The sequence below is a fragment of the Streptosporangium sp. NPDC023963 genome, assembly GCF_040639135.1.
Classification (GTDB): domain Bacteria; phylum Actinomycetota; class Actinomycetes; order Streptosporangiales; family Streptosporangiaceae; genus Streptosporangium.
The window spans coordinates 1-25,660 of record NZ_JBEZZK010000015.1; the positions used below are offsets into that span (position 1 = coordinate 1).

Sequence of the window (25,660 nt, forward strand, 5' to 3'; positions counted from 1 at the left end):
TACCCAGACCCACCGGCGCCACCACCGCACCCGCGGCACGGGGCGTCGCCACGACACACCCGAGCGCGACCAGGGCGGTGAGAGCCCCCGCCAGCCAGGAACGGACGCCGTGTCGTCGCACGACACGAGAATTTTTACCGCTCGTCACCGAACAATCCTTTTCTTTTGGTATTCATCACGTCGGCGCATTGTCAATAACGCGCCACAGTCTCCGATCTTATTAATCGCCATCTTCGTTCCCGTTGTTCGACATGCCGGAGACTCGACCTCACATGTCATTTATCGCCATAAATAGAATTACCTGCGCCGTCGATGGACATGGCACTTCTTTCGGCGAGGCCGATTTCCGGGGCCTCCCCCTCGAAAACGGCGAGACCGTGCGATGACACGCCTCACCTCTGGTCCGGCCGCAGGCCGGCGACGTGCCGCGTCCCCCGGCGGCGGCGTGCGGAATCCCCGGGCCGCGCTCCGGCGGCGACCACCCGGAAACGCCGAGAATCCCGGGCCGGTGAACCGGCCCGGGATTCTCGTCCGGGAAAGAGCGGGAGACCTCCGGGGCCCGCCTTCGCGGCCCCGGCGGCCTATCGGCCGTAGACCTCCATTTCCCACAGGGAATAGCCGTACGGGGTCGCGCGCTGGGTGCCGTACACCCGCACGTAGCGGGCGCTCGTCGCGGTGAGGCTCACGTCGTCCACGCCGCCGTCACCGGCGGTCGTGGCGTGCGCCTGCGTCCAGGTCGTGCCGTTGGCCGAGGTCTCGATCCGGTACGCCCTGCCGTAGGCGGCCTCCCACTGCAGCCGCACCCGGCTGACCTGCCTGGCCGTACCCAGGTCCACCGAGATCCACTGCGGGTCCGAGAACGCCGACGACCAGCGGGTGCCGCCGTTGCCGTCCACCGCGTTGCTCCCGACGAACGCCCCGTTCTCCGTGGAGGAGGTCGTGACCGGACGCCCGGACGACAGCAGCACGACACCCGGGCTCGGCGTGGGAGTGGGCGTCGGGGTGGGCGTCGGGTTCGGGGTGGTCCCGCAGTCGCCCGAGACGACCCCGGCCGCGTAGCGGAGCCCGCCGTACAGGTGCGCCCGGAAGTTGGCCTCGGTGTAGGACGCGATGGTGTGGCCGAGGCCGGTGTACCAGGACCGGCCGCCCTGGTAGGCCTTGCACCAGGAGATCGGGTGGTCGGCCCCCATCGACCCGCCGGAGTAGGTCGACTCGTCCAGCGTGGCGAGCACGTGGGCGGTGGAGCGGGGGTTGGTGCGGTAGTTGTACAGCTCGTCGGTGCGCACCCAGTTCGCCGGGAGGTGGGCCGTCGAGGGGTGCGTGCGGTCCTCCACCCGTACGGTCACCTGCTGGATGGCGGGGTGGGAGGCGAAGTAGGCGCCGACCAGGCCGCCGTACCAGGGCCAGTCGTACTCGGTGTCGGCGGCGGCGTGGACGCCCACGTATCCGCCGCCGCCCGCGATGTACGACTGGAACGCCGTCTGCTGCGTGGCGTTGAGCACGTCGCCGGTGGTCAGCAGGAAGACGACCGCCCGGTACTGGGCCAGGTTGGCCGTGGTGAAGGCGCCGGCGTCCTCGGTGGCGTCGACGGTGAAGCCGTTCTCGGTCGCCAGCCCGCGCAGCGCGGTGATGCCGGCGGGGATGGCGTCGTGCCGGAACCCGGCCGTCTTGGAGAAGACCAGGACCTTGTACGCCGGATCGGCCGCCATGGCCGGGGCCACCAGACCAATCATGACGACGAAGAACGCGGTGACGACCGCGATGACATTACGCACCGTAGACCTCCATTTCCCACAGGGAGTAGCCGTACTGGGTAGCCCGCTGCGTGCCGTACACCCGCACGTATCGAGCACTGGTCGCGGTGAGGCTCACGTCGTCCACGCCGCCGTCACCGGCGGTCGTGGCGTGCGCCTGCGTCCAGGTCGTGCCGTTGGTCGAGGTCTCAATCCGGTACGCCGTACCGTACGCGGCCTCCCACTGCAGTTTCACCCGGTTCACCTGCCTGGCCGTGCCCAGGTCCACCGAGATCCACTGCGGGTCCGAGAACGCCGACGACCAGCGGGTGCCGAGGTCGCCGTCCACCGCGTTGGACCCCGCCGAGGCGGCGTTCTCCGTCGAGGACGCGGTGACCGGGCGCCCCGCCGACAGCAGCGTGCCGGTGGGCGGGCCCGTCCCGGTGGTCAGGGTGAAGTCGTCCACGTCGAACAGCGGGCCCGTCCCCCCGGCGAAGACCAGGAAGAGCCTGGTGGTCCCGGCCGGGGCGTTCGTCAGCGTGGCGGAGACGTCGACGAACGTCTCCCACCCGCCGGTCGGTGCCACGGCGGCGGTGCCCAGCAGGGTCCCGGTCGCCGACCCCGCCCTGACCTGGATCGTCCCGCCGGCCCCGGCCGAGGAGACCCGGGCGGTGAACCTGGTGACACCGCTCAGGACGTAGGGGTCGAAGGAGATCCAGTCGCCGTTCTCGATGCTGCCCACGGTCTTGGCCCCGTGCGCGGCCGGCTTGTCGTACTGGGCCACCCCCTGGGAGGTGGTGTAGTGCTCGGCCTGCCGGTTCCTCGGCTGGGTGACGTGCTGGGCGTGGGTGGTGAGCCCGCCCGCGTCGGTGTACTCGGCGTCCCAGACCCCGAACAGGTTGGCGGCCCCGTCGTGCTCGCCGTTGCCGGGCGTCTGGATCGTGCCCGAGCAGCCGTTGGCGGTGGCCATCGGGTGCCCGTGGGTGTCGTGGCCGAGGATGTAGTTCATCTTCACCCTCGCGCAGTCGATCGTCGCGTCCTCCGCGTCGGTGACCGTGATCCGGTACGGCACGGCGTCGCTGAAGCCGAACACCTGCCCGTTGAGCGGGAGGTCGATCCTCACGACGGGCGCGGTGTTGCCGACGTTGATCTCGATGTTGGCCGTCGCGGTGTTGCCGGTGCCGTCGCGCACGGTCAGCGTGACGATCCGCCTGCCGTCGGTGGTGTAGGTGTGGGTGGGGTTGGCCGCGGTGGAGGTGGCGCCGTCGCCGAACGCCCACGAGTAGGTGAGCGCGTCGCCGTCCGGGTCGGAGCTGCCCGCCGAGGAGAACGCCACGGTCAGCGGCGCCTTCCCGGAGACCTTGTCGGAGGTGGCCTTGGCGATGGGCGCCCGCCCGCCGGTGCCGATGTGCTCGATGCGGTACAGCGCCGAGTCCTGGTTGCCGTTGAACCAGCCGGTGCCGTAGTCGAGCACGTAGAGGGCGCCGTCGGGGCCGAACGCCATGTCCATCACCAGCTTGCCCGACCAGGGGAAGGGCTGGATGGTGCCCCGGGTGCCGTTCGCGTTGACCTCGATGTCCTTGATCCACTGACGCTGAAGCTCACCGGCGAGGAAGTGCCCGTCGAGCGACTGCGGGAACTTGACCGGCGAGTTCAGCGCGGCGGAGTAGCGGTAGACGACGCCGCCCATCGGCGACTCGGCGCCGCAGCCGAACTCCGGGACCATGGTGCAGCCGTCGTAGGTGATCCAGGCGGCCTTGGCCGCGGGCAGCTTGACCAGGCCGGTGTTCTTGCGCGAGGTGTTCTCGGGACCGCCCGCGCAGTCGTACTTCGCGCCGATCGCCGAGGTGTCGTAGTCGTAGCGGGCGTAGGTCTCGGCCGGGGTGTTGTTTCCGGTGCAGTACGGCCAGCCGAAGAAGCCGGGCCCGGTGATCCGGTTGAACTCGACCTGGCCGCCGGGCCCCCGGGGACCGGCGGTGCCGGCGTCGGGGCCGTAGTCGCCGAGGTAGACGACGCCGGTCGCCTTGTCGACGCTCATCCGGAACGGGTTACGAAAGCCCATCGCGTAGATCTCCGGACGGGTGTTCGCGGTGCCCGGGGCGAACATGTTCCCGGCCGGGATCGAGTACGACCCGTCGGCGTTGACCTTGATGCGGAGCACCTTGCCGCGCAGGTCGTTGGTGTTGGCCGCGCCGCGCTGCGCGTCGAGCGCGGGGTTGCGGTTCGGCCTGTCGTCCAGCGGGGCGTAACCGTCGTTGAACCCGGGCTCGCTGTCGTCGCCGGTGGTCAGGTAGAGGTTGCCCGCGGCGTCGAAGTCGATGTCGCCGCCGACGTGGCAGCAGGCGCCGCGGCTCGCCCTCACCTCCAGGACGCTCTTCTCGCTCGCGAGGTCGAGGGTGCCGTCGGTGTTCAGCCGGAAACGCGAGAGCCGGTTGACGCCGTCGAAACGCGCGAACTCCGCCGGGGTGCCGTCGGGCGGGGAGCCGTTCGGCGGCGTCGACAGCGGCGGCGCGTAGTAGAGGTAGACGAACCGGTTCGTGGCGAAGCCGGGGTCGACGCCGATGCCCTGCATGCCCTCCTCGTCGTTGAAGTAGACGGAGAGCTTGCCCGACACCTTGGTGTTCCCGGCGGCGTCGGTGATCCGGACCGTGCCGTCACGGGCGGTGTGCAGGACGGAGCGGTCGGGCAGCACCGCCATCGTCATGGGCTCTCCCACCTCGGCGACCCCCTTGGCCAGCGTGACCTGCTGGAACTTGGCGGGATCGACGGGCGGGGCGGCCGCGCTCGCAGCGGCCGGCGCGGAGGTGACGGCCGGGGCCGCGGCGGTGGCCGGGAGCGGGTGCAGGAGGGCGGTGAGGGTGAGGAGAGCGGTCAGGGGTGGTAACCATCGGCGGAGCGAGGCCATGGGCGAGACTCCAGGTCTCTGTGGGGGGTGGACCGGTGGTCAAGGTCTCGGGGCGGGGGTCCGGGGTCCCCGGAGGGGGACACCGGAAAAAACTGAGGGAGCGCTCTCCCAACCCGAGATTGCTCTTCCTCGACAATCGTTGTCAAGGGGCTGTTTAACCTGACGGAAACAGCCCGCACACCGTGGTCGAACACCGGCGCATTTAAGGGAACGCTCCCTGACGGCCTTTTGTACCGTGCCAGGCGCCGCTGACCTGGTCGAATCGGAATCTCTTCGAGGAAGCGCTTTCCCGATTCGTCCGGTCCGCCCGCGGGCCGGACGGGGCCCACCGTTGACAGGAAACGTGAACGCAACCATCCTTCGTCAGGGAGCGCTCTCTTCATGATCGACGAATCGCCGACGGCCGGCGCGTTCGGATGCTCGAAGGTCCGGATGCCCGAAGGTTCGAGTGCCTGAAAGTTCGGGTGCCTGAAAGTTCGGGTGCCTGAATTCGGGTGCCTGAAAGTTCGGGTGCTCCAAAGAGAAAAAGCGGGTGTCAGGTGCCCGGGGGCTGTTCGAGCACCGCGTTGGGCGGGGCCTGTTTCCGGTTCCGTGCGGCATCGCCGACGAACCGCCGGCGTGGAGACGGCGGGGGCGGCAGGGGCGGCTCGGCCGAGGGGGCGGCGGTGTCACGATCGTCGGTGCCGATGGTCGTGACACCGTTCCCCGAAGCCGTGACCGGCGGGGGGTTGCGCGGGGCGGGCCAGAACGGGATCTTGCAGGGGTAACCGATTTCCCCCTCAGGAGACGACCATGTTGCCCCTCCATATGCGTCGCCGGGAGTTCGATCCCGACCCCGGACTGGCCGCTGCCCGCGAGCAGCCGGGCCTGCAACGGGTGCCGACGCCCTACGGCCGCGAAGCCTGGCTGGTCACCCGGTACGACGACGTGCGTGACGTGCTCAGGAACGCCGAGCTGTTCAGCTACGCCAGCGGCATAACCCTGCCGCCCATGAGCGAGGAGCAGGCCCGGCGGCTACGCGCCGGCGCGCTGCTCCTGATGGACCCCCCCGACCACACCCGCCTGCGCCGCATGCTGACCCCCGAGTTCACGATGCGCCGCATCCGCCGCCTGGAGCCCCGCGTCCGTGAGATCGTCGCCGACCACCTGGACGCGATGGAACGCACCGGTGCCCCGGCCGACCTGATCTCCGAGTTCGCCACGCCGATCCCGTCGCTGGTCATCTGCGAGCTGCTGGGCGTGCCCTACGAGGACAGGGATGCCTTCCAGGCGCGCACCCGGTCGATCCTCGACTTCAACCAGCCACCGGAGGCACGCGGGAAAGCCCAGATGGAGGCCTCCATGTACATGGCCGAGCTGGTCGGCCGGGCCCGGGCCGAACCGGGCGAGGACCTGCTCGGCATGCTCATCCGCGAGCACGACAAGGAGATATCGGACGACGAGCTGGCCGGCATCGGCGGCCTGCTGCTGGTGGCGGGCCACGAGACGACGGCCAGCATGATCGGCCTGGGCACACTGGCCCTGCTGCGCCACCCGGACCAGCTCGACCTGGTGCGTGCCGCCCCGGACAAGGTGAAGGGCATGGTCGAGGAGCTGCTGCGCTGGCTGACGATCATTCACCAGGGCGCCACCAAGGTAGCCTCGGCCGACACCGAGATCGCGGGCGTGCCGATCGCGAAGGGCGACGTGGTGGTGGTCTCGCTCCCGGCCGCCAACCGCGACCCGGCGCTGGCCGAGGACCCCGACCGCTTCGACATCCAGCGGCCCGACATGCCCCACGTCGCCTTCGGTTACGGCGCGCACCACTGCATCGGCGCGCCACTCGCCCGGATGGAGATGCAGATCGCCTTCCCCGCCTTGTTCGACAGGTTCCCCGGGCTGCGCGAGGCCGGGGAACCGGAGTTCCGTTCGTTCAATGTGGTCTACGGCCTGACGACCTTCCCGGTCGCCTGGTGACATCCCGGCCCGCTCGGCCGCCCGGCTGAGCGGGCACGTCAGTCGCCGGCCGGGGCGGAGGCCTCCGGGGCGGGAACGCCGTTCCTGAGGTTGACCGGCCGGTGGGCCCGGAACTGGTCGTCCGGCTTCAGCCCGTGATCGACGACGCGGTGGTCGGTGCCGTAGCCGGAGCGCTGCTGGTAGGCCCAGTACGAGGTGCGTCCGGCATCGGCCCACCGGTCGAAGATGACGACCGCGCGGGCGGTGTTGCCACCCACCGGGTCGATGACGAGATCCCCCTGGAGCAGCTCGGTCATCTTGATGCGCCGGCTGAAATCCGACGAGGCCAGGCTGATCGTGTTGGGGCCCGGCTTCGGAAGTCCGAGCGCCATGGAGACGTAGCCGGAGCCGTCGGTCCGGTAGCCGCCGTACGTCTTGAACTGGCTGTAGGGCACGCGCCGCGCGGTGGCCGGATGCCAGCTCCGGGCACGGCCGATCATCCCCGCCCGGTCGACGGCCGGTTTCGCCACTCCGGTGGCACCGCCCGCCACACCGCCGGAGACCGGCCTCGCCGGCCCTGCGTCATCGCCCGCCCGGCTTTCGAGAGCCGATCCGCCGAGCACGACACCGGCGGCCACGCCGACGGACAGGCCCAGCGCGGCCCCGATCAGGAACCGCCGCCGCGGGCGGCTCGCCCACCGGCGCGGCGCGGGCGTGCCGGACTCCCCCTCCTCCCCGCCCGTGGTCCCCTCCTCCGCTGGGGGCTCGGCGTTCCGCTCTCCTTCGGAGACCTCGATGTTTCCCTCTTCTTCGGAGTCCTTCGCGGTCGCCTCCCGGATCCGCTCGCCCGCCTCCGGGACGCCCGCCATCCGCCGCGCCTGTTCGGCCGCCTCCCACAGTTCACGGAACCGGTGCTCGTCCTCCCGGCACAGCCGGGCGAGCCCTTCCACGGCGTCGAGGGGAATCCACGTGTCCCCGGCGAGCCACCGCCCCCAGGACGATCGGCTCGCGTGGGTGGCCTGCTCCAGCGCTCGCAGATCGAGCCCCGCCCGTTCCTTGAGAGCCCTCAGCTCCCGCAGGAGAACGCGGGTCGGCTCGGGCAGATCGTCGGGCAGCGGGCGCTGTCGCCGGCTCCGGCTCGTGTTCTCGATCCCATTCACCACGGTGATTCGTCCCAACCTTGTCCCAGCGGCGTGAGTCATCGCAGGTCATACCGTCACATTGGGAACTATTGTCCCAACTTCCCCAATTTCACGATGTGTTTCAGGAATTTCCTGCCAGCGTGTGTCCCGCCAACCGAACGATCAACGGCAGGGACAAGGAGAGCACATGCCCTCGAACCGAAGCTCCTGGATCACGGCGGGAAACCTGGCGCTCATCACGGTGCTCGCCTGCGGAGGCGGCCTGGCGCCGGCGACGTCCGCGCAGGCGGCGAGCACTCTCACCGACCCGTCGGCGGAGGCGACCACGACGCCGGCACCCACCCCCACCCCCACTCCGTCTCCCGCGACGACGGCGCCGCCCGCGCCGGAGGACGAGACCGACACGTCCGCGGAGCCGGATGAGGAGGAGGCGCAGACGCTGGCCGCCGCGGCCCCGGTCACCCGCTCGCAGATGATCGCCCGGGCCAAGACCTGGAAGCCCGGTACCGCGCAGCGCGTCCCCTACAGCCAGACCAAGAAGCACGGCGGATACCGGACCGACTGCTCCGGCTACGCCTCCATGGCACTCGGCCTCGGCAAGCCCGGCCAGATCACCGTCGGGCTGGCCAAGAGCGCCTACACCCGTCCCATCAAGATGTCCCAGCTGCTCAGGGGCGATCTGGTCATCGACGCCATCGGCAGCAACACCACCCGGCACGTCGTCATCTTCGACCGGTGGGCCAACTCCGCGCGTACCTCGTACTGGGCCTACGAGCAGCGCGGCGGTTACGGGACGGACTACCGGACGCGCAACTACGGACTGGCGGCGAAGAGCGAGTACAAGGCGTACCGGGCGCTGAACATCCGCGAGGACGCGCCGCCGCCGCCCACCACGGTCACCCGCGCCCAGGTGATCGCCCGGGCCAAGACCTGGAAGCCCGGTACCGCGCAGCGCGTCCCCTACAGCCAGACCAAGAAGCACGGCGGCTACCGGACCGACGGCTCCGGCTACGTCTCCATGACCCTCGGCCTGGCCAAACCCGGACCCATCACCACCGCCCTGGCCACCGGCGCCCACACCCGCCCCATCAAAATGACCGACCTCCTCCAAGGAGACCTCGTCATCGACCCGATCGGCGGCAACACCGCACGACAGGTCGTCATCTTCGACCGATGGGCCGACGCCAAGCGCACCTCCTACTGGGCCTACCAGCAGCGCTCCGGATACGGCACCGACCACCGCGTCGTCAAACACGGCCTCACCACCGGCACCCAGTTCCGCGCCTACCGCCCGGTGAGGATCCGCTAGTGCACCGTTCACGGCCCTGTGCCGGACCGCACGGACCGAGCGGACCGAGCGGACCGAGCGGACCGAGCGGACCGAGCGGACCGAGCGGCCCGGCCGGCCCGACCCCTCAGGGAACATCGGCAGGCCCGGGTGGATCGGTACGCCTGGACGGATCAGCACGTCTGAACGGATCGGCACGTCTGGACGGATCAGCAGGGATCGCGGGAGCGCTCCTCCTCGCGATGGCCGTGGGAGTGAGCGTCCTCGGCGCACCCGCGGCGGCGGCCGCCCCCCTGCCGACCGCGCCCTGCGACAGCGGCGGGGTGACGGCGGGCGACACGGAGCTGGCCGCCACGCTCAACGGCCGGCTCGCGATGAAGATGCGCGGCTACCTGGACGGCTACCGCGTCTCCTGCGCCCGGGCGGTGGTCGCGGCGGTCCGCGCCCGCGGGCTCCCCCGGGAGGCGGCGGTGATCGCGATCACCACGGCCATCGTCGAGACGGGCGTGCGGAACATCAACCGGGAGGTGGACCACGACAGCCTGGGCGTGTTCCAGCAGCGGGCCACCTGGGGCAGCGCCGCCCAGCGGCTGGACGTGGCCTGGGCGACCGGCGCGTTCCTCGACAAGATGCTCCGCAGGTATCCCGACGGGTCCTGGCGGACGGCGGTGGTGGGTGACGTCTGCCAGCGCGTACAGGTGTCGAAGTACCCGGAGCGGTACCAGCCGCAGGCGGCGGACGGACAGCTGATCGTCTCGTCGCTGTGGCCCGAACCCGGCGTACCCCGCGCCCAGGTGATCGCCCGGGCCAAGACCTGGAAACCCGCCACCGCGCAGCGCGTCCCCTACAGCCAGACCAAGAAGCACGGCGGCTACCGGACCGACGGCTCCGGCTACGTCTCCATGACCCTCGGCCTGGCCAAACCCGGACCCATCACCACCGCCCTGGCCACCGGCGCCCACACCCGCCCCATCAAAATGACCGACCTCCTCCAAGGAGACCTCGTCATCGACCCGATCGGCGGCAACACCGCACGACAGGTCGTCATCTTCGACCGATGGGCCGACGCCAAGCGCACCTCCTACTGGGCCTACCAGCAGCGCTCCGGATACGGCACCGACCACCGCGTCGTCAAGCACGGCCTCACCACCGGCACCCAGTTCCGCGCCTACCGCCCGGTGAGGATCCGTTGATCCGGGCCGCCCACTGATGAAACAGGAGCCCGGTCATACCCGTGACCGGGCTCCTCGGCAGCCGGCGGCGTGGCCCGGTCGGTACAGGTACAGGTGGCCGACCGATCCGACCACCGCCACGCGTCCGTGAGGGCGACACCGGTTCAGGCTCGCCATCGCCCAGGCCGAGCCGATTGTCGGTGTCGTCTGGTTGTGTGAGCGGCACAGATCACCGGGTCGGTCATGAGAGGTGGCGACGGACGTTGAAGGGTCAGCGGCTTCCCGCGGAGGACGAGAAACGTTTCTGGGACTTGGTGGAGGCGGCCTGGGCGCCGTTGGGGGCGGAGGTCGATCAGGCGCGACGTGCGCTGACGCATCGGACGCCCGCTCCCGACGAGGACCTTCACGGCAAGCCGCCGCTCGCCGTGGTCGAAGCCGCTCTGAAGAGGTTCCTGGACAGCCTCGCCTCCATCAGCGGGGAATTGCCGGCGGACGAGCTGGCGAATCTTGATCGGGTGGTCGAGAGCAGGCTCTACGACATCGACCGCGCGGATATCCACGCGGTCACCGACGGCTCCGACGACGGTTTCCTCTATGCACGCGGCTTCATCGTCGCGCTGGGCCACGACTTCTACACCGCGGTGGCGGAGAACCCGAAGAAGGCGGTGCTGGACGCCGAGTGCGAGGAGATGTGCTATTTCTTCGCCCACCTGCACCGCGAGCGCCACGGAGCCTTCCCGAAGACCGGGTCGGGCATCTCCCGCGAATCGTTTTCCAACCCGACCGGCTGGTCCGGCTGAGCGAATCGTTTTCGAACCCGACCGGCTGGTCCGGCTGATCCGGTCCGCGCCCTCTGGGACTTATTCGACCAGATCTGCCCCCAGGTATCCGAAGGGAGGCGGCGAAGGCCGGCACCTCCTCCACGGTGTCGAACATGCGAAATGATCTCAGCCGGCGAAGTTCGCGATTCTCACCAAGAGTGTCGCGTCAATCCGTTTCCGACCGAACAATTCATCGGCCAGGGTGATGATTCCGGCCTGCTCCGGCGCGCGGGATGCCCAGGACGCGAGCGGCGTTCGGATCATGCGCCTCGCCTGGCGGGGCCCGGAGATCCAGAGGCCCGGAGGATCATCCTTCCCGAGCCGAGATCAGTCGTTTATACGGTCAAATGCGACGAAAGCGAAAATTATCACGATATAGGGAAAGGCGGCGAATACCCGCTACCCGGATCGATGGCTTACCTCCTGGAAAACAGTATCCGACCGCTACCTTTCACCAGTAATCTTCTTAAGACGGTCCGTGGTCGCAGATTTCCTCGCAGAGGAGGGGCGTCAATTGATCGACGTTTTCATCTCCTACGCCCGCGAGGACGCCGAATGGGCCGGAAAGCTGGCCGAACGGCTCGCCCACCACGGAGTGAAGGTCTTCTTCGACGAGTGGAGCCTCCTCCCCGGAGACGTGGTCGTGCACAAGGTCGACGCGGCCATTCGCGAGTCGCGCAACGGGATCGCGATCGTCAGCCCCGCGTCCGCCGCCTCTCCCAGGGCGCTCGAGGAGTACGCCGCGCTGGCCCGGGCCTCGGCCACGCGCGGCCTGCGCTTCATCCCGGTCCTGATCGGCGAGCTGCCCCTCGCGCCGTCCACCGAGAACCGGGTCTGGCGGGACTTCCGCGACGTGAGCGGGCGCCGTTACGAGGAAAAGACCGCCGAGCTCGCCGCCGCCGTCCTGGGGCTGGAACCTGAGGTCGGCGGCCCCGTGCCGTGGGAGAACCTGTGGGCGGGGCTTCCGTCGCGTCCGCGGCCCGTCACCGAACCCGACCGGCACCGGATCGTGATCTGCTACGTGGCGGCCGACGCCGAGTACGGGCGGCGGCTCGCGGCCCAGCTCCACGCGGCGGGGCTCCCGGTCTGGTCACTGAGCGATCTCCGGCCGGGCGACGAGGAGTTCTGGGTGATCCGGCGGCAACTGAGGCACGCGATCGCGGTGGTCGTGCTGATGTCCCCGCAGTCCCAGGAGTCCGACGACATCACCCGCATGATCCTGGAGGGCCGGGCGTACGGGCGGACGTTCTTCCCGATCCTGCTGCTGGGCGGCCGCAACTACCACCTGGCCGCCACGTGGTACGTCGACGCCCGCGACGGCCGGCTCCTCGGCGGGGAGGAGCTGGCCATGCTGGCCAGGTTGCACGAGGCCGACGCGGCGGGCAGCCCTCTGGACCCGGTGGAGGTGTTTCCCGCCCCGCAGGCCCGGCCCACCGCGCGGGCCGTGCGGGTCCCCGGCGCGGTCTCGCTCCACCGGCTCGACGCCTACCTCGCCGAGGGTGAGCTCGGGTACGCGGACCTGCTCACCACCGACCTCCTGCTGGAGGCGGCGGGTCGCTCGGCCGAGGGCTGGATGCGTGAGAAGGACGGCGGCGGGCTGCCGTCGGAACTGCTGGCGGGGGTCGACGCGGTGTGGTCGGAACGCTGCCACGGGCGGCAGGGGTTCGCGGTGCAGTCGAGCCTGGCGCGGGTGCGCCGCGGGACCCACTCGGAGTTCCTGGAGCTGGCGACCGAGTGCGGCTGGTGCGACCCCGAGGACGGCGCCGCACCGGGCGGCTACCGCGGTTTCGCGGAGCGGGGCGGCGGGCGGATCGGCTTCTTCCCGACCCTGCGCAACCCGCAGAACGAACGATACGTGGACTGGTACGACCAGTGGACCGAGACCGTGCTGGCGGTCCACCTGAGGTCTCGCGCCTGGGAGGGCACGCGGTGATGGCGATACTTCTCGTTCTCCTGGTGTTACCGGGCATCGGTGCTTACATCTGGTGGGCGGGCCGCGTGGTGGTGGAACCCGACCACGTCGGCCTCGTGCGCCGCAGGGTCGGGCGCCGGGACCGGAAACACCCCAAGATCACGCCGTACGACCTGCGCGGCCCGCAGGCCCGCACGCTGCCTCCCGACTCGCCGAGCTGGCTGCTGCCGTGGGTCTACACGGTGGAGTCCGTGCCCTGGACGCACGTCCCCACGGGGATGATCGGCCTGGTCGAGGCGCATGCGGGCGCGAAACGACCGCGGGAGCGGCGGCTGGGCCGCCGGGTCGACTGCGACGACTTCCAGGACGGTCAGGCGTTCCTGTGCGGCGACGGCGAGCAGGGCCCCCAGGTGGACGTGCTGACCGGGGGTCAGTCCTACTACATCAACACCAACCTGTTCACGGTCACCCTGGCGCCGTGCACCTACGTCCCGCCGGGCACGGTGGGGTTGGTGATCGCGAACGCGGGCCGGGTCCGCCCGCCGGACCAGTCGTTCGGGCGGCACGTCGACTGCGACAACTTCCAGGACGGCCAGGCGTTCCTGGACGGGCACGGAGAGCAGGGCAGGCAGCTCGCCATCCTGCCAGGCGGCACCTACTACGACATCAACCCCGCGCTGTTCCAGGTGATCACCGTGGACAACCACGAGAGTTCCCGGGACGGCCTGACCCCCGCGCACCTCAGCGATGTCGTCATCCCCGTCGGCTACACGGGCGTGGTCGTGACCCTCGAAGGCGCCGCACCCGCCCGGCGGGGGGAGGACTCCGTGGGGCAGCGCGTGACGGGCCACGACGGCTTCCGGCGTCCGTGGGTGTTCCTCGAGCGGGGAGGAACCTTCGGCGTACAGGAGGAGACTCTCGGCGAGGGCATGCGCTGCTCGCTCAACCCGTGGTTCGTGCGGGTGGTGCTGATCCCGACGAGGGAGCTGATCCTGGAGTGGAAGGCCAAGAGCGACTCCGAGGCCAGAAACTACGACGCAGAGCTGGAACAGATCACGGTCACCATCCAGGGGCACAGGGTACGGGTGAAGCTGAGCCAGACATTGAAGATCCCGGATGAGGCGGCGCCCCGGCTGGTCAGCGCTTCCGGCGGCACCGACCACTCCGGGCTCGGCGGCCTGGTGCACGACCCGCTCCCGGTGCAGCGTTTCGTCGAGAAGGTGCTGGGCTCCGCCGTCGTCTCCTACTTCAGCGGGATGGCGGCGGCGAGCAATGTCGGGGAGTTCATGCAGAAATGGGCCAAGGCCCGCGTTGAGCTCGCCTCGCAGGTCCGCAGGGCGCTGGAGGCCAGAGGTGTCATCGCGATAGCCACCAATCTGGAGTCGTTCGAGGCCGACGACCCGGTGCTCAACGAGGAACTCCAGCGGCAGGCCGCCCTGGACCTGCGTGTGGAGAAGCTCGACACGGAACGCATGATCGTGCAGGCCGAGGACGAGATGGACGAGGTCCGGGTCAACGCCGACCGCAGGCGCGCGGTGCTCGAACTCGAAGCCGAGATCGCCATCCTCGGCAAGGAGAACGTCGCCATGATCGCCATGATCCGCGAGATCGCCAAGATGCCGGTCCCCGACTACATCGGCGGAGACGTCGGCAGCTACGTGGAGGCCCTGCCGATCCACACGGTGCAGAATCTCATCGGCCGCCTGCGGACACTGCGCACCGACTACGAGGTGACCGCGAAGCCGCCCCAGGAACTGGTCTCCGAGGACACCGCGGAGATCGGGAAGGTGAGATCCGACCACCACGTCGACTGACCGTGCCGGAACCGGTGCTCGGGGCGTACTCGACACCGGCCGTCGGCCGACCGGCCCGGTACGGATCAGGGCGAAAAAACAGACCAGCGCGTCCCGCGATGTGATCGGGAACGCGCTGGTCTGGATTGTTGTGCGCCGCCAGGGACTCGAACCCCGGACCCGCTGATTAAGAGTCAGCTGCTCTAACCAACTGAGCTAGCGGCGCTTGCAACGGAGGTAACTCTAGCAGCAGCCTCAGCGCGCTCGCACCCCGGTTGATCCCGGCTGGCTCATGTCCGTTCTCAGGAGAAACCGGCCGGGCTTTCCGGAGAAACCGGGCCGGCCGGACGCCGTCCGGTCCTCCACAGACTCGGGGCCGGACAGTCCCCCAACTGTCCGGCCCCGGTCTCTTCGCGGGCTTTGCCGTCGTCTCCCCCAAGACTTCGGCGGCTCCGCTCAGGAACGCGATCCCCCTCGCGTTCTTATCCGGTGAAAAGTCTCTGCAACGCTCCCCCCGGGCTTCGCAGACCCCTCGACCTGCACCAACACTACCTAGCCAAATGTAACGGGCGCGTCATCCAAAGGTTGATTTTGCGCCTACACCCAACCTTGACCCGGTATCACCGAAGCGCCATCGGCCCCCTGCGGACATGCGGGAACACGCCGTCGAGGGGGTGATCGCATCGGTCCGGGCTCGTGGGCGCGTTGGTTCAGGGCGCCCGCCGGGGCCCGTCGGCCGTTCCGGCCCGGATCGGTGTGGTCACCGGGTTTCCGGCCGGGGCGCGGGTGCCCGGCGAGTGCCGTCAGCGAGGTTCCGGCGGGACCCTCGGGAGAACGGGACCGTCAGGGGAGTTCGAGGTTGATCTCCATGTTGTCCCTCAGAGCCCGGCTCACCGTGCAGTACTTCTCCTCGACGCGGTGGGCCACGGCGCGGAGGACCTCGGCGGCCTTCTCGTCACCCTCGGGCAGCTCCACGTCGTAGGTGATGGTGATCGTCCCCAGCCTGGACGACTCGACCTTCTCCGCCTGGACGGTCATCGCCAGGCGGGTCATCCGATGGCCGCGCTGGGCCGTCAGCGGCTCCACTGTGACGATGTTGCAGCCGCCGAGCGCCGCGAGCAGCAGCTCGACCGGGGTGAACACCCCCTGCTCGTCACCGCCGCCCATGGCGACCTCGGCTCCGCGATCGTTGCGCGCCACGAACCCGTCGTCGGTCCGTTCCACTCTCACCTGTGCCATGGCGTTCCTCCCCCTGAATCTGCGGATCACCCTACAGAGGCCCGCGAAGGGAGGAACGCCCGGGTGAGGGCGGGAACGAGGCCCGCCTCAGGCCTCTGGGTGTTTGGACAGGTATTCGATGTAGAACGGCCGCAGCGCCTCGCCCAGCTCCCCGTGGCCCGAGGCCATCGCGTCGCTGAGCAGGGCCGAGACCCGGCTGAGGTCGTTGGTCGTCTGATCCTCGTTCCCCGCGGACGCCTCCGCCGCGGGGATCAACGTGAGCAGCTCCCACAGGAAGCCGAGATCTCCGTGGTGCACGGCGTAGTGGACCGCGCGATCATGCAGTTCCTGGGCCGACAGCGACTCAAGCTCGTCCGTTTCCAACAGACCCACCCCCTCACGCCCCTTCTGCCCCGAGAATATGGCCATCATGCGCAATTGAGGGTATGCACCGTCAGTGCACCAGCCGGACCACCATCTTTCCGGTGTTGGCCCCGCGGAGCATGTCGATGAACGCCCGCGGGGCGTTCTCCAGGCCGTCGACCACGGTCTCGGTGAAGGTGATCTTGCCCTCGCGGAGCCAGGCGCCCACCTCGGCGATCATGTCGGGCATGCGCTCCGGGTGGTCGGACACGATGAATCCGCGCAGGGTGAGCCGCTTTCCCACGACCAGGCCGATGTTCCTCGGGCCCGGGACCGGCCCGGTGGCGTTGTAGGAGGAGATCGCCCCGCACATCGCGGCCCTGCCGTACGTCCTCAGCTCGTCGATGGCCGCCTCCAGGTGCTCGCCGCCGACGTTGTCGAAGTAGACGTCGATCCCCCCGGGGGCGGCCCTGGCGAGTTGCTCGTGGATCTCGCCGTCGCGGTAGTTGAAGGCGGCGTCGAAGCCGAGGTCGCGGATCAGGTGGGTCACCTTCTCCCGTGACCCGGCGCTGCCCACCACGCGCGAGGCCCCCTTCAGCCGGGCGATCTGGCCGGCCATGCTGCCCACCGCCCCCGCCGCGCCGGACACGAACACCGCCTCCCCGGCCTCGAAGCGGGCGATGTCGAGCAGGCCCACGTACGCGGTGAGGCCGGTCATGCCCAGCGCGCCCAGGTAGGCGGAGAGCGGTACTCCGGGGATCTCCTCGACCTCGCGGGCCTCCTTCGCGTCGAGGACGGCGTACTCGCGCCAGCCGTACCTGTGGGTGACGGTGTCTCCGGGCGCGAGGCCGGGCGCGCGTGACGCGACGACCTCACCGAGCGCGCCGCCGTCGAGGGGCTCGCCGATCTGGAAGGGCGGGGTGTAGGACTTGCCCTCGTTCATGCGCCCCCGCATGTACGGGTCGACGCTCATGAAGAGGTTGCGGACGAGGATCTCCCCTTCGGCGGGGGCGGGCAGCTCGGCCTCCACCGTTTCGAAGTTCTCCGGAACCGGCCACCCCGAGGGCCGCGACGCGAGCCGGATCTCCCTGGAGACCGTGCGTCCCTCCCCGCGCGGCGCACGACCGGTGGTCCCCGGTCCCGGAGCGGGCCCTGCTCCCGGAGCCGGCCCTGTTTCCGGACCGGGCCCTGTTTCCGGGTCGGGGCCCGTTTCCGGGTCGGGGCCGGGACCGGGCCTGGGAGGGGGACCGGGCTTGGGCGGACCTGGCTTCGGCGGAGGGCCGGGCTTGGGGGGCGGGCCCGGCTTGGGGACGGAGTGGGCCTCGGTTCCGGTTCCGGGCGCTGTCCCGGCTCCGGCGGACGGCTTCTCCGGTCGGCCGGTGAATGATCGGGCGTTGGACATGATGAGGTCCCCTCGGCGATTCGTGCTCCTCACCTGGGACTTTCCCATCTGGCGGCGTTTCTCCACGGCGGGGAGCGGCGCACCTGACATGATCTCGCCACTTTCATGACCGCATACGGTCACGGATGCGAAACTTTCCGCGGCAGCCGGGCCGGCTCACCGTCCCGGCGATCGTGGCGGCCGCCGTGTCCTCGTCGCCCGAGGTGACCGGACCGGTGGACACGCGACCGACCGGAAAATCACCTGTTATGCGTATATATCCACACTGAGGGCGCGAACCTACCGTCCGTCCGGCTATCCATGCGAGGATCCCGAAACGTGAAAGTAATCATCAAGATATTGGTCGTGGCAGCCGCTCTGTGGGCGGCGACCCGGTTCGTGGACGGCATCACGGTGTCCGCGCGGACCCCGGTCAAGGAGATCGGCACGCTCATCGCCGTCGCCCTCGTCTTCGGGATCGTCAACGCGGTCCTGAAGCCGATCATCGCGACGCTCGGCTGCGCCTTCTACATCCTCACGCTCGGCCTGTTCGCCCTGGTGGTCAACGCCGGGCTGCTGCTGCTGACCAGCTGGATCGCCGGCGAGCTCTCGCTGCCCTTCCATGTCGAGGGCTTCTGGGCCGCGTTCTGGGGCGCGATCGTCGTCGGCCTGGTCAGCTGGCTGCTCGACCTGATCCTCGACAAGATCGTCGGCGACTGAGCCGATGACCGTCGTCCTTGACGGCGCCCACCTGACCTGCGAGCAGGTCGACCGGGCGGCCCACGGCTCCGGGATCGCGCTGGGCTCCACCGGCCGCGCGGAGGCGGCATGGCGGATGGCCGGCCTGCTCAACGGTCCCGTGTACGGCCGGACCACCGGCGTGGGCGCCAACAAGGACGTGGCGGCCGAGGACACCGGCCTGGACCTGCTCCGCAGCCACGCGGGCGGCGCCGGACCGGCGATCGAGGCGTTCCGCGCCCGCGCCACCCTCGTGGTCCGCCTCAACCAGCTGCTCGCCGGCGGCTCGGGGGTCGATCCCGCGCTCCTGCCGGTGCTCGCCGCCGCCGTCAACCGCGGCCTCACCCCGCCGATCCGCACCTACGGGGCCATCGGTACCGGCGATCTGACCGCCCTGGCCACGACCGCGCTCTGCCTCCTGGGCGAGCTTCCCTGGACCTCGCCCTCCGAGGACGTACAAACCGGGGCGCGGACCGGGAATCCCCCATCCGCGAGCGGAGCCGGAAGCGCGGCCGGGAGCGGAGCGGGGGGCGGCCCGCCCGGGACGCGGGCGGGGGATCCGGTACCCAGGTTCGCGCTCGCCTCCGTTGACGCGCTGCCGTTCATCAACTCGGGCGCGGCGACCCTGGCGGACGCCGCGCTGGCCTGTCACCGTCTGGGCGTCCTGCTGTCCGCCGCCACCGCGGTCGCGGCCCGCTCCTTCCGGGCGATCGAGGCCTCGCTCGAACCGCTCTCCCCCGTCGTGCAACGCGGCCCCGAGCAGACCGAGGTCGCGACCGGGCTGCGGGCACTGGTCGGCTCCACCAGCCCGCGCCGCGTCCAGGACCCGTACGGCTACCGCGCCTTCCCCCAGGTCCACGGGGCCGTCCTCGACGCTCTCGGGCGGGCGGAGCGGACGGTCGTCGAGGAGATGAACGCGGCCCCGGAGAACCCGCTGATCGCCGACGGCCGGGCCTGGCACAACGGCAACTTCCACTCGGCGCGGGTCGCGCTCGCCCTCGACGCCCTGCGGGCCGCGCTCGTGCAGACCGCGACGCTGAGCGCCGCCAGGCTCGCCACCCTGAACGATCCGGCCCACACGGGCCTGCTCCCCTTCCTGGCCGAACGTCCCGGGCTGTCCGGGGTCATGATCCTCGAATACGTCGCGCACTCCGCGCTGGCCGAGCTGCGCCACCTGGCCGCGCCGGTCACCCTGGGCGGCGCCGTGCTCTCCCTGGGCACCGAGGACCACGCGAGCTTCACCCCGCAGGCGGCCCGCTCCGCGCTCGCCGCCGCCGAACCGCTGGAGATCGTCCTGGCGTGCGAGCTGGTGGCCTCCGTACGGGCCCTGCGGCGGCGCGGCCTGCCCTGCGACCTGCCGCTCGATCCCGCGATGAAGGACCGCCCCCTGGACGCCGACCTCGACGCGGCACGCGGGCTCCTGCCCGGCCTCGTTCCCTGAGACCCGCGTTTCCTGAGGCCCGCGTTCCCTGAGACCCGCGTTTCCTGAGACCTGCGAGTCAGCCGACCGAGCCGCGCTCGCGGAGCTGGGGTGCCTGGACGATGCGGCGGCGGCGCGTGTTGCCGTCGGCGGCCGCCACGACGATGCGGACGGCGGCCCGGACGATGCCGTCGATGTCCCAGTCGACCGTGGTCAGGCCGGGGGTGAGCAGGCCCGACATGGGGTGGTCGTCGTAGCCCATCACCGACACCTCGAACGGGATGCCCAGCTTCCGCTCGGCCGAGGCCGCGTAGACGCCGTAGGCGATCGAGTCGGCGAAGCAGAAGAACGCCCGGTGTCCCGCGTCGAGCATCTCGCCCGCGACCTGGGTGGCGGTGCCCAGCGACTGCGAGGCGGTGACCGTCTCGATGTCCAGGCCCAGCCGCCCGGCCTCGGCCAGGACGTGCACGTCGGCGGGCCGGTCGGGGGTGCTGGCCCGCGTCGAGGTGAGGACGGCCAGGCGCCGGTGACCCCGCCGGCGCAGATGCTCCAGGGCGAGGGTCACCCCGGCGCGGTTGTCGAAGACGACCTCGCCCGCGGTGCGCGCCCCGGCGAGGGCGTCGCCGATCGACACCACCGGCAGCCCCTCGCACAGGTCGGCCCAGAGCGGCGCCGCGGGGTCGACCGGCTGCACGATCAGCGCGTCCACCCGCTGGTCACGGAGCTGCCTGGCGAGCGTGTGCTCCCTGGCCGGATCTCCCGCGGCGTCCAGGATCAGGGCGTAGCGGTCGTTGTCCTTGAGCGCCCGGCCGATGCCGACGGCCAGCGCCTGCTGCCAGAGGTCCTCCAGGGAGCCGCAGAGCAGGCCGATCATCCCGGTCCGGCCGCTGGCCAGGGCGCGGGCGATGGGGTCGGCCTCGTAGCCGAGCTCGGCCGCGGCCTGCCGCACCCGCTCGATGGTCTCCTCCGACACCTGCATGCCGCGCAGGGCGTACGAGACGGCGGCGGGCGACAGGCCGGTGGCCTTCGCCACCTCACGTATGGTCGCTCGTTTCCGGGGCCGGGACATCGGACCAGCCTATTCCCCAGGGCTTTCGAAGGCGCGTTCCCCGCGCGATCGGCGGCGTCGCGGGCCATCGGGAGGTATTGACACGAAGCTAAGTGAAGCGGTTCACTGAAACGGTTCACTGAACCGTGTCACTGTTGAATGTGGCGAGGTGAAGGCGTTTACCCCTATTCTAGGTAGGGAATACCTCGAAGGCGTGAAAGGAGGGGACCCGTCGTGACCGTCGACGTTCACCAGCATCTGTGGACGCCCGCGTTCGTGGACGCGCTCAGACGTCGCACGACCGCGCCCCGGCTCGACGGCTGGACCCTCCACCTGGACGGCGAGCCCGCCTACGAGGTCGCCCCCGCCGACCACGACCTCGCCGGGCGCCTCGCGCTGAACGCGGGGCTCGACCTGGCCCTCGTGTCGCTGTCCAGCCCGCTCGGCATCGAGTCGCTGCCCCCCGACGAGGCGTGGCCGATCATCGACGCCTACCACGAGGACGCCCTCGCGCTGCCCGCGCCCTTCGGCGCCTGGGCGGCGACCTGCCTCAGCGAGATCGATCCCGCCAGGCTCGCCAAGACCCTCGACGCGACCCTCGACGCGCGAGACGGCGTGCGGAACGACGCGAAGGGCGACGGTGGTGCAAAGGGCGACGGCCGTGCGAAGGGCGACGGCGGCGCGGGGGGCATGAGGCCGGGATTCGCCGGGCTCCAGCTGCCCGCGACCGCCGTGCGCGACGCCGCGGGCCTGGCCGGGGTCGCCCCGCTGCTCGACGTGCTCACCGAGCGCGACCTGCCGCTCTTCGTGCACCCCGGACCGGCCGCCGAGCCCGAGGGGCCCGGCTGGTGGCCCGCCGTCGTGCCGTACGTGCAGCAGATGCACGCCGCGTGGTACGCCTTCGCCGCCTTCGGCCGGGCCCGCCACCCCCGCCTGCGGGTCTGCTTCTCGCTGCTCGCCGGGCTGGCCCCGCTCCACTCCGAGCGCCTGGCCAACCGGGGCGGCGAGGGCCGGGGACAGGTCGATCCCGACCTGTTCCTGGAGACCTCCTCCTACGGCCCGCGCGCCATCGACGCCGTCGTCCGCGAGCTCGGCGTCGACATCGTGGTCAGCGGTTCCGACCAGCCCTACGCCACCGCACCCGACCCCGCGCTCGGCGACGCCGCCTGGCACGCCATCGCGGTCACCAACCCGAACCGCCTGCTGAACGGAAAGGAGTCGCGCAAGTGAACCAGTACCAGGGCCGCGAGAGCTGTGTGCTCCCGGCGAAGAGAGCCGTGAGCGAGCGGCGCGCACGAGCCGCCGGGCCCGCCGACCGCGCCGGTCACGCCCGTCGTACCGGTTACGCAGGTCACGCAGGACCGGACGAGTCCGGCGAGCTCGCCGGGCGAGTGGCCGTCGCGGGCTCCGGGCCGTCCGGCGGTGAGACCTCATGAGCTACGAGGCCCTGCCCGCCCGCGCCCTCGACCGGCGCGAGCTCCTCGACCTGGTCAACGAGCTGGCCGCCGACCCGTCCACCTGGCAGGACCAGGTGGAGTTCCCCGAGGAGGGCGGGCGCCACTTCGCCTCCCTCTACCGCGACTCCCACGTGGACGTCTGGCTGTTGTGCTGGCGTCCCGAGGACGACACCGGCTGGCACGACCACGACACCTCCTCCGGGGCGGTCCGCGTGGTGGCCGGGACGCTCCTGGAGTGCAACCCCCGCATCGGCGGCGAGCACCTGGAGACCGTGATCTCGGAGGGCGAGTCCTTCTCCTTCGGCCCCGACCACATCCACCGGCTGACCGGCGCGGTGCACGGCAGCGTCTCGATCCACGCCTACTCGCCGCCGCTGTGGCGCCTGGGCCAGTACTCCATCAGCGACAGCGGCGTGATGCGCCGCGTCTCGGTGAGCTACGCCGACGAGCTGCGCCCCATGGACGACGCCGAGCGGATGGTCGAGGTCGCCTGACTGACACGGCTTCCGTTGAAAATTTGACAAGAAGGTAATCCCGGACTGTTGCCGGATTTGATCAAAAACGCTTTGATCAAATCCGGTAACGGAAGGGGACCTGTGAACATCCCGACGATCGTCCGCGGCTCGCTGGCAGCCTTATGCCTTCTGGTTGCGAGCGCGTGTGCGAACGCCGACACCGGCAGCACCCCCGCGACGGGCTCCGGCGCGCCGTCCGCGCCCGCGGCGGCCACGAAAATCACCTATCTGACCTCGTTCAACGTCTTCGGGCGCGACGCCTACGCCTATGTCGCCCTGGAGAAGGGATATTTCAGGGACGCCGGGTTCGACGTCACCATCAGGCCCGGCAACGGCACGGCCGACTCCCTCAAACTGATCGCGAGCGGCCAGGCCGACTTCGGGATCACCGACCTGACCGGCTCCATCGTCACTCTCGCGGGGCAGAGGATGCCGGTCACCGGCGTGGCGGCGATCCAGCAGCGGTCGCTCACCGCCGTCATCGCCCTTGAGGGCTCGGGCATCGCCGCGCCCAAGGACCTGGAGGGCAAGAAGATCGCCGACCCGCCCGGCTCGGCCGTGAAGCTCGTCTTCCCCGCGTACGCCAAGGCCGCCGGGATCGACCCGGCCAAGGTCACCTTCGTCCCCGCCCCGCCGCCGTCGCTCCCGCAGCTGCTGTCCTCGGGCAAGGTCGACGCCATCGGCCAGTTCGTGGTGGGCAAGCCGACCATCGAGCAGGCGGCCCAGGGACGCAAGGCCGTGGTCCTGCCGTACAGCGATCACGTCAAGGAGATGTACGGCAACATCCTCACGACCACCGCGAAGATGGCGGCCGAGAAGCCCGAGGTGGTGACGAGGTTCCGGGACGCCCTGCTCAAGGGGCTGGAGTACGCCGTCGACAACCCCGACGAGTCCGGAAAAATCCTGAACAAGTATCACCCGACCCAGAACCCGGTCACCGCGGCCGCGGAACTGAAGGAGATGGCCGCCTTCGTACGGCCGTCGGAGGCCGGGGTGCCCGTGGGGGCGCTGGACGAGAGCCGCCTGGCCGCCGTCATCGCCATCCTCGAGGACGCGAAGGTGATCGAGCCCGGTTTCAAGCCCTCCGACATCGTCACCTTCGGCCTGGCCCCCGGATCCTGACGTGATCGAAATATCGGATCTGTCCTGCGTGTTCCCCGGCAGGGCCGGACCGGTGACCGCGCTGGAGGGGATCGGCCTGCGGGTGCGCGAGCACGAGTTCGTGGCGGTGATCGGGCGCTCGGGCTGCGGGAAGTCGACGCTCCTGCGGCTGATCGCCGGTCTCATCCCGGCGACCGGCGGGGAGGTGCGGGTCGCGGGAGAGCCGGTGACCGGGCCCCGCCCCGACGTCAGCCTCATGTTCCAGCGGCCCGCCCTGCTCCCGTGGCGGACGGTCCTCGGCAACGTGCTGCTGCCCGTGGAGTTCCTCGGCAGGTCGAAGGCCGCCCATCTCGGCCGCGCGCGCGAGCTGCTGCGCGTGGCCGGGCTGGAGGGGTTCGAGAAGCGGCTCCCGCACGAGCTGTCGGGCGGCATGCAGCAGCGGGTGGCCCTGTGCCGGTCGCTGATCTGCGAGCCGAAGGTCATGCTCATGGACGAGCCGTTCTCCGCGCTGGACGCGCTCACCCGCGAGGAGCTCTCCGCCGAGCTCCAGCGGATCCGGGCGGAGAGCGCCGCCACGGTCGTCCTCGTCACCCACTCCATCGAGGAGGCGGTACTGCTCGCGGACCGGGTCGTGGTGCTCAGCCCGCGGCCCGGCCGGGTCCGGGAGATCGTGGAGATCGACGTACCCCGGCCGCGCTCCCTGGGCCGCGACGCCCACGCGGAGCGGCTGGCCGGGTACGGCGCGGAGCTGCGCTCGCTGCTCGCCGAACCGCTCGGCGAGCGGACCGGCGAACAGGCCGGCGAGCGGACCGGCGAGCGGTTCGACGGACAGGCCGGTGAACAAGCCGGCGGACAGGCTGGTGAACGAGCCGGCGGACAGGCCGGCGGACAGAGCGGTGAACGGGCCGGTGAGCCGGCTCCGGGCTCGCCCGGGGAACCGACGGGGAGAACCTCCCGATGAGGGTATGGGTGCTTCCCGCGGCCGGCGCGGCACTGGCCGTGGCGGCCTGGTGGCTGGCCACGATCGCCTTCGGCATCGCGCCGTACGTCCTGCCCGCGCCTCCCGACGTGCTCGCCGTCTTCGGTGAGCACGGCGGCTACCTGCTCGACCAGACCTGGGTGACGCTGGTGGAGACGCTGCAGGGGTACGCGCTCGCCGTGGTGATGGGCGTGCTGATCGCGGTCCTGATCGCCACGTTCCGGATCGTCGAGGAGAGCGTCTACCCGCTGCTGATCGCCGTGAACGCGGTGCCCAAGGTGGCCGTGGCGCCGATCCTGGTCGTGTGGATGGGGTTCGGCCAGCTCCCCAAGGTGGTGATGGTCTTCCTCGTCTGCTTCTTCCCCATCGTGATCTCCACGGCCACCGGCCTGCGGTCCACCCCGGCGGAGCTCGTCGAGCTGAGCAGGTCGCTCCGGGCGAGCTGGTGGCGCCTGTTCCTCCAGGTGCGCTTCCCGCACGCCCTGCCGCAGATCTTCGTCGGGCTGAAGGTCGCGATCTCGCTGGCCGTCATCGGCGCGGTGATCGGTGAGTTCGTCGGCGCCCAGGCGGGGCTCGGCTACGTCATCGTCCAGTCCGGCGCGAGCGCGGACACCGCGCTCGCGTTCGCCGCGATGGTCCTGCTCGGCGCGATGAGCATCGCGCTGTTCTACGTCCTGGTCGCGATCGAGCACCTCCTGTTGCCGTGGGCGCGCGAGACCACCGCCTGAACCCGGCTCTC

General features: G+C 70.5%; 20 protein-coding genes and 1 tRNA gene. 13 read left to right on the top strand and 8 right to left on the bottom strand.

All coding sequences use genetic code 11. The features are described 5' to 3' along the window. Positions 1-581: 581 nt before the first annotated feature. Together AB0F88_RS33280 and AB0F88_RS33285 are read right to left on the bottom strand one after the other, a co-directional pair. Positions 582-1,775, bottom strand: a complete 1,194-nt coding sequence (locus AB0F88_RS33280) for a ThuA domain-containing protein (protein WP_362693301.1) — start codon at positions 1,773-1,775, stop codon at positions 582-584. Beyond that, positions 1,768-4,638 carry a PQQ-dependent sugar dehydrogenase gene (locus AB0F88_RS33285; protein ID WP_362693303.1) on the bottom strand — a complete coding sequence of 957 codons (2,871 nt, stop codon included), beginning with the start codon at positions 4,636-4,638 and terminating at the stop codon, positions 1,768-1,770. Before AB0F88_RS33285 ends, AB0F88_RS33280 begins: the two co-directional genes overlap by 8 nt. A gap of 792 nt (positions 4,639-5,430) precedes the next feature. Between AB0F88_RS33285 and AB0F88_RS33290 the strand changes: the two genes are divergently transcribed. Beyond that, on the top strand, positions 5,431-6,594 hold the full coding sequence (locus tag AB0F88_RS33290; RefSeq protein ID WP_362693306.1) for a cytochrome P450: 1,164 nt from the start codon (positions 5,431-5,433) through the stop codon (positions 6,592-6,594). A gap of 38 nt (positions 6,595-6,632) precedes the next feature. On the opposite strand, the gene AB0F88_RS33295 is transcribed toward AB0F88_RS33290, so the two are convergent. Beyond that, positions 6,633-7,736, bottom strand: coding sequence for a helix-turn-helix transcriptional regulator (locus tag AB0F88_RS33295; RefSeq protein WP_362693309.1), 1,104 nt, complete (start codon positions 7,734-7,736; stop codon positions 6,633-6,635). Positions 7,737-7,902: 166 nt separating this feature from the next. On the opposite strand from AB0F88_RS33295, the gene AB0F88_RS33300 reads away from it, so the two are divergent. From AB0F88_RS33300 to AB0F88_RS33320, 5 genes are all read left to right on the top strand, one after another. After that, a complete protein-coding gene (locus tag AB0F88_RS33300) occupies positions 7,903-9,024 on the top strand; it encodes a hypothetical protein (RefSeq protein ID WP_362693311.1) in 1,122 nt (373 codons plus the stop codon). 221 nt (positions 9,025-9,245) lie between these two features. Further along, entirely contained in the window at positions 9,246-10,196 is a 951-nt protein-coding gene (locus AB0F88_RS33305) for a hypothetical protein (protein WP_362693314.1), read from the top strand. Between the two features lie 293 nt (positions 10,197-10,489). Beyond that, entirely contained in the window at positions 10,490-10,975 is a 486-nt protein-coding gene (locus AB0F88_RS33310; RefSeq protein ID WP_362693872.1) for a DUF4240 domain-containing protein, read from the top strand. Positions 10,976-11,510: 535 nt separating this feature from the next. Then, entirely contained in the window at positions 11,511-12,929 is a 1,419-nt protein-coding gene (locus AB0F88_RS33315; RefSeq protein WP_362693317.1) for a toll/interleukin-1 receptor domain-containing protein, read from the top strand. Continuing rightward, positions 12,929-14,722: an SPFH domain-containing protein gene (locus AB0F88_RS33320; RefSeq protein ID WP_362693320.1), complete on the top strand. Its 1,794-nt coding sequence runs from the start codon at positions 12,929-12,931 to the stop codon at positions 14,720-14,722. Before AB0F88_RS33315 ends, AB0F88_RS33320 begins: the two co-directional genes overlap by 1 nt. 131 nt (positions 14,723-14,853) lie before the next feature. On the opposite strand, the gene AB0F88_RS33325 is transcribed toward AB0F88_RS33320, so the two are convergent. From AB0F88_RS33325 to AB0F88_RS33340, 4 genes are all read right to left on the bottom strand, one after another. Continuing rightward, positions 14,854-14,927 (bottom strand) — tRNA-Lys (locus tag AB0F88_RS33325). Between the two features lie 617 nt (positions 14,928-15,544). Next, complete coding sequence (locus AB0F88_RS33330; protein ID WP_362693323.1) at positions 15,545-15,940, bottom strand: OsmC family protein; 396 nt, start codon at positions 15,938-15,940, stop codon at positions 15,545-15,547. Between the two features lie 87 nt (positions 15,941-16,027). After that, complete coding sequence (locus tag AB0F88_RS33335) at positions 16,028-16,312, bottom strand: hypothetical protein (RefSeq protein WP_329085017.1); 285 nt, start codon at positions 16,310-16,312, stop codon at positions 16,028-16,030. Positions 16,313-16,373: 61 nt separating this feature from the next. After that, positions 16,374-17,366, bottom strand: coding sequence for an NADP-dependent oxidoreductase (locus AB0F88_RS33340; protein ID WP_362693875.1), 993 nt, complete (start codon positions 17,364-17,366; stop codon positions 16,374-16,376). Positions 17,367-18,002: 636 nt separating this feature from the next. Between AB0F88_RS33340 and AB0F88_RS33345 the strand changes: the two genes are divergently transcribed. Both AB0F88_RS33345 and AB0F88_RS33350 read left to right on the top strand, forming a co-directional pair. Then, complete coding sequence (locus tag AB0F88_RS33345) at positions 18,003-18,383, top strand: phage holin family protein (RefSeq protein ID WP_362693326.1); 381 nt, start codon at positions 18,003-18,005, stop codon at positions 18,381-18,383. Positions 18,384-18,387: 4 nt separating this feature from the next. After that, a complete protein-coding gene (locus tag AB0F88_RS33350) occupies positions 18,388-19,842 on the top strand; it encodes an aromatic amino acid lyase (protein WP_362693329.1) in 1,455 nt (484 codons plus the stop codon). 58 nt (positions 19,843-19,900) lie between these two features. Here AB0F88_RS33350 and AB0F88_RS33355 read toward each other — a convergent pair whose 3' ends face one another. After that, positions 19,901-20,854, bottom strand: coding sequence for a LacI family DNA-binding transcriptional regulator (locus AB0F88_RS33355; RefSeq protein WP_362693332.1), 954 nt, complete (start codon positions 20,852-20,854; stop codon positions 19,901-19,903). A 249-nt stretch (positions 20,855-21,103) separates the two neighbouring features. Here AB0F88_RS33355 and AB0F88_RS33360 point away from each other — a divergent pair, with 249 nt between their 5' ends. The 5 genes from AB0F88_RS33360 to AB0F88_RS33380 all read left to right on the top strand — a co-directional run bounded on the left by AB0F88_RS33360 (position 21,104) and on the right by AB0F88_RS33380 (position 25,649). Next, a complete protein-coding gene (locus AB0F88_RS33360; protein WP_362693335.1) occupies positions 21,104-22,099 on the top strand; it encodes an amidohydrolase in 996 nt (331 codons plus the stop codon). A 202-nt stretch (positions 22,100-22,301) separates the two neighbouring features. Then, positions 22,302-22,820, top strand: a complete 519-nt coding sequence (locus AB0F88_RS33365) for a cysteine dioxygenase family protein (RefSeq protein WP_362693338.1) — start codon at positions 22,302-22,304, stop codon at positions 22,818-22,820. A gap of 102 nt (positions 22,821-22,922) precedes the next feature. Further along, entirely contained in the window at positions 22,923-23,963 is a 1,041-nt protein-coding gene (locus tag AB0F88_RS33370; protein WP_362693340.1) for an ABC transporter substrate-binding protein, read from the top strand. A gap of 1 nt (position 23,964) precedes the next feature. Next, on the top strand, positions 23,965-24,903 hold the full coding sequence (locus AB0F88_RS33375) for an ABC transporter ATP-binding protein (RefSeq protein WP_362693343.1): 939 nt from the start codon (positions 23,965-23,967) through the stop codon (positions 24,901-24,903). After that, on the top strand, positions 24,900-25,649 hold the full coding sequence (locus AB0F88_RS33380) for an ABC transporter permease (RefSeq protein WP_362693346.1): 750 nt from the start codon (positions 24,900-24,902) through the stop codon (positions 25,647-25,649). Before AB0F88_RS33375 ends, AB0F88_RS33380 begins: the two co-directional genes overlap by 4 nt. Positions 25,650-25,660 lie beyond the last annotated feature (11 nt).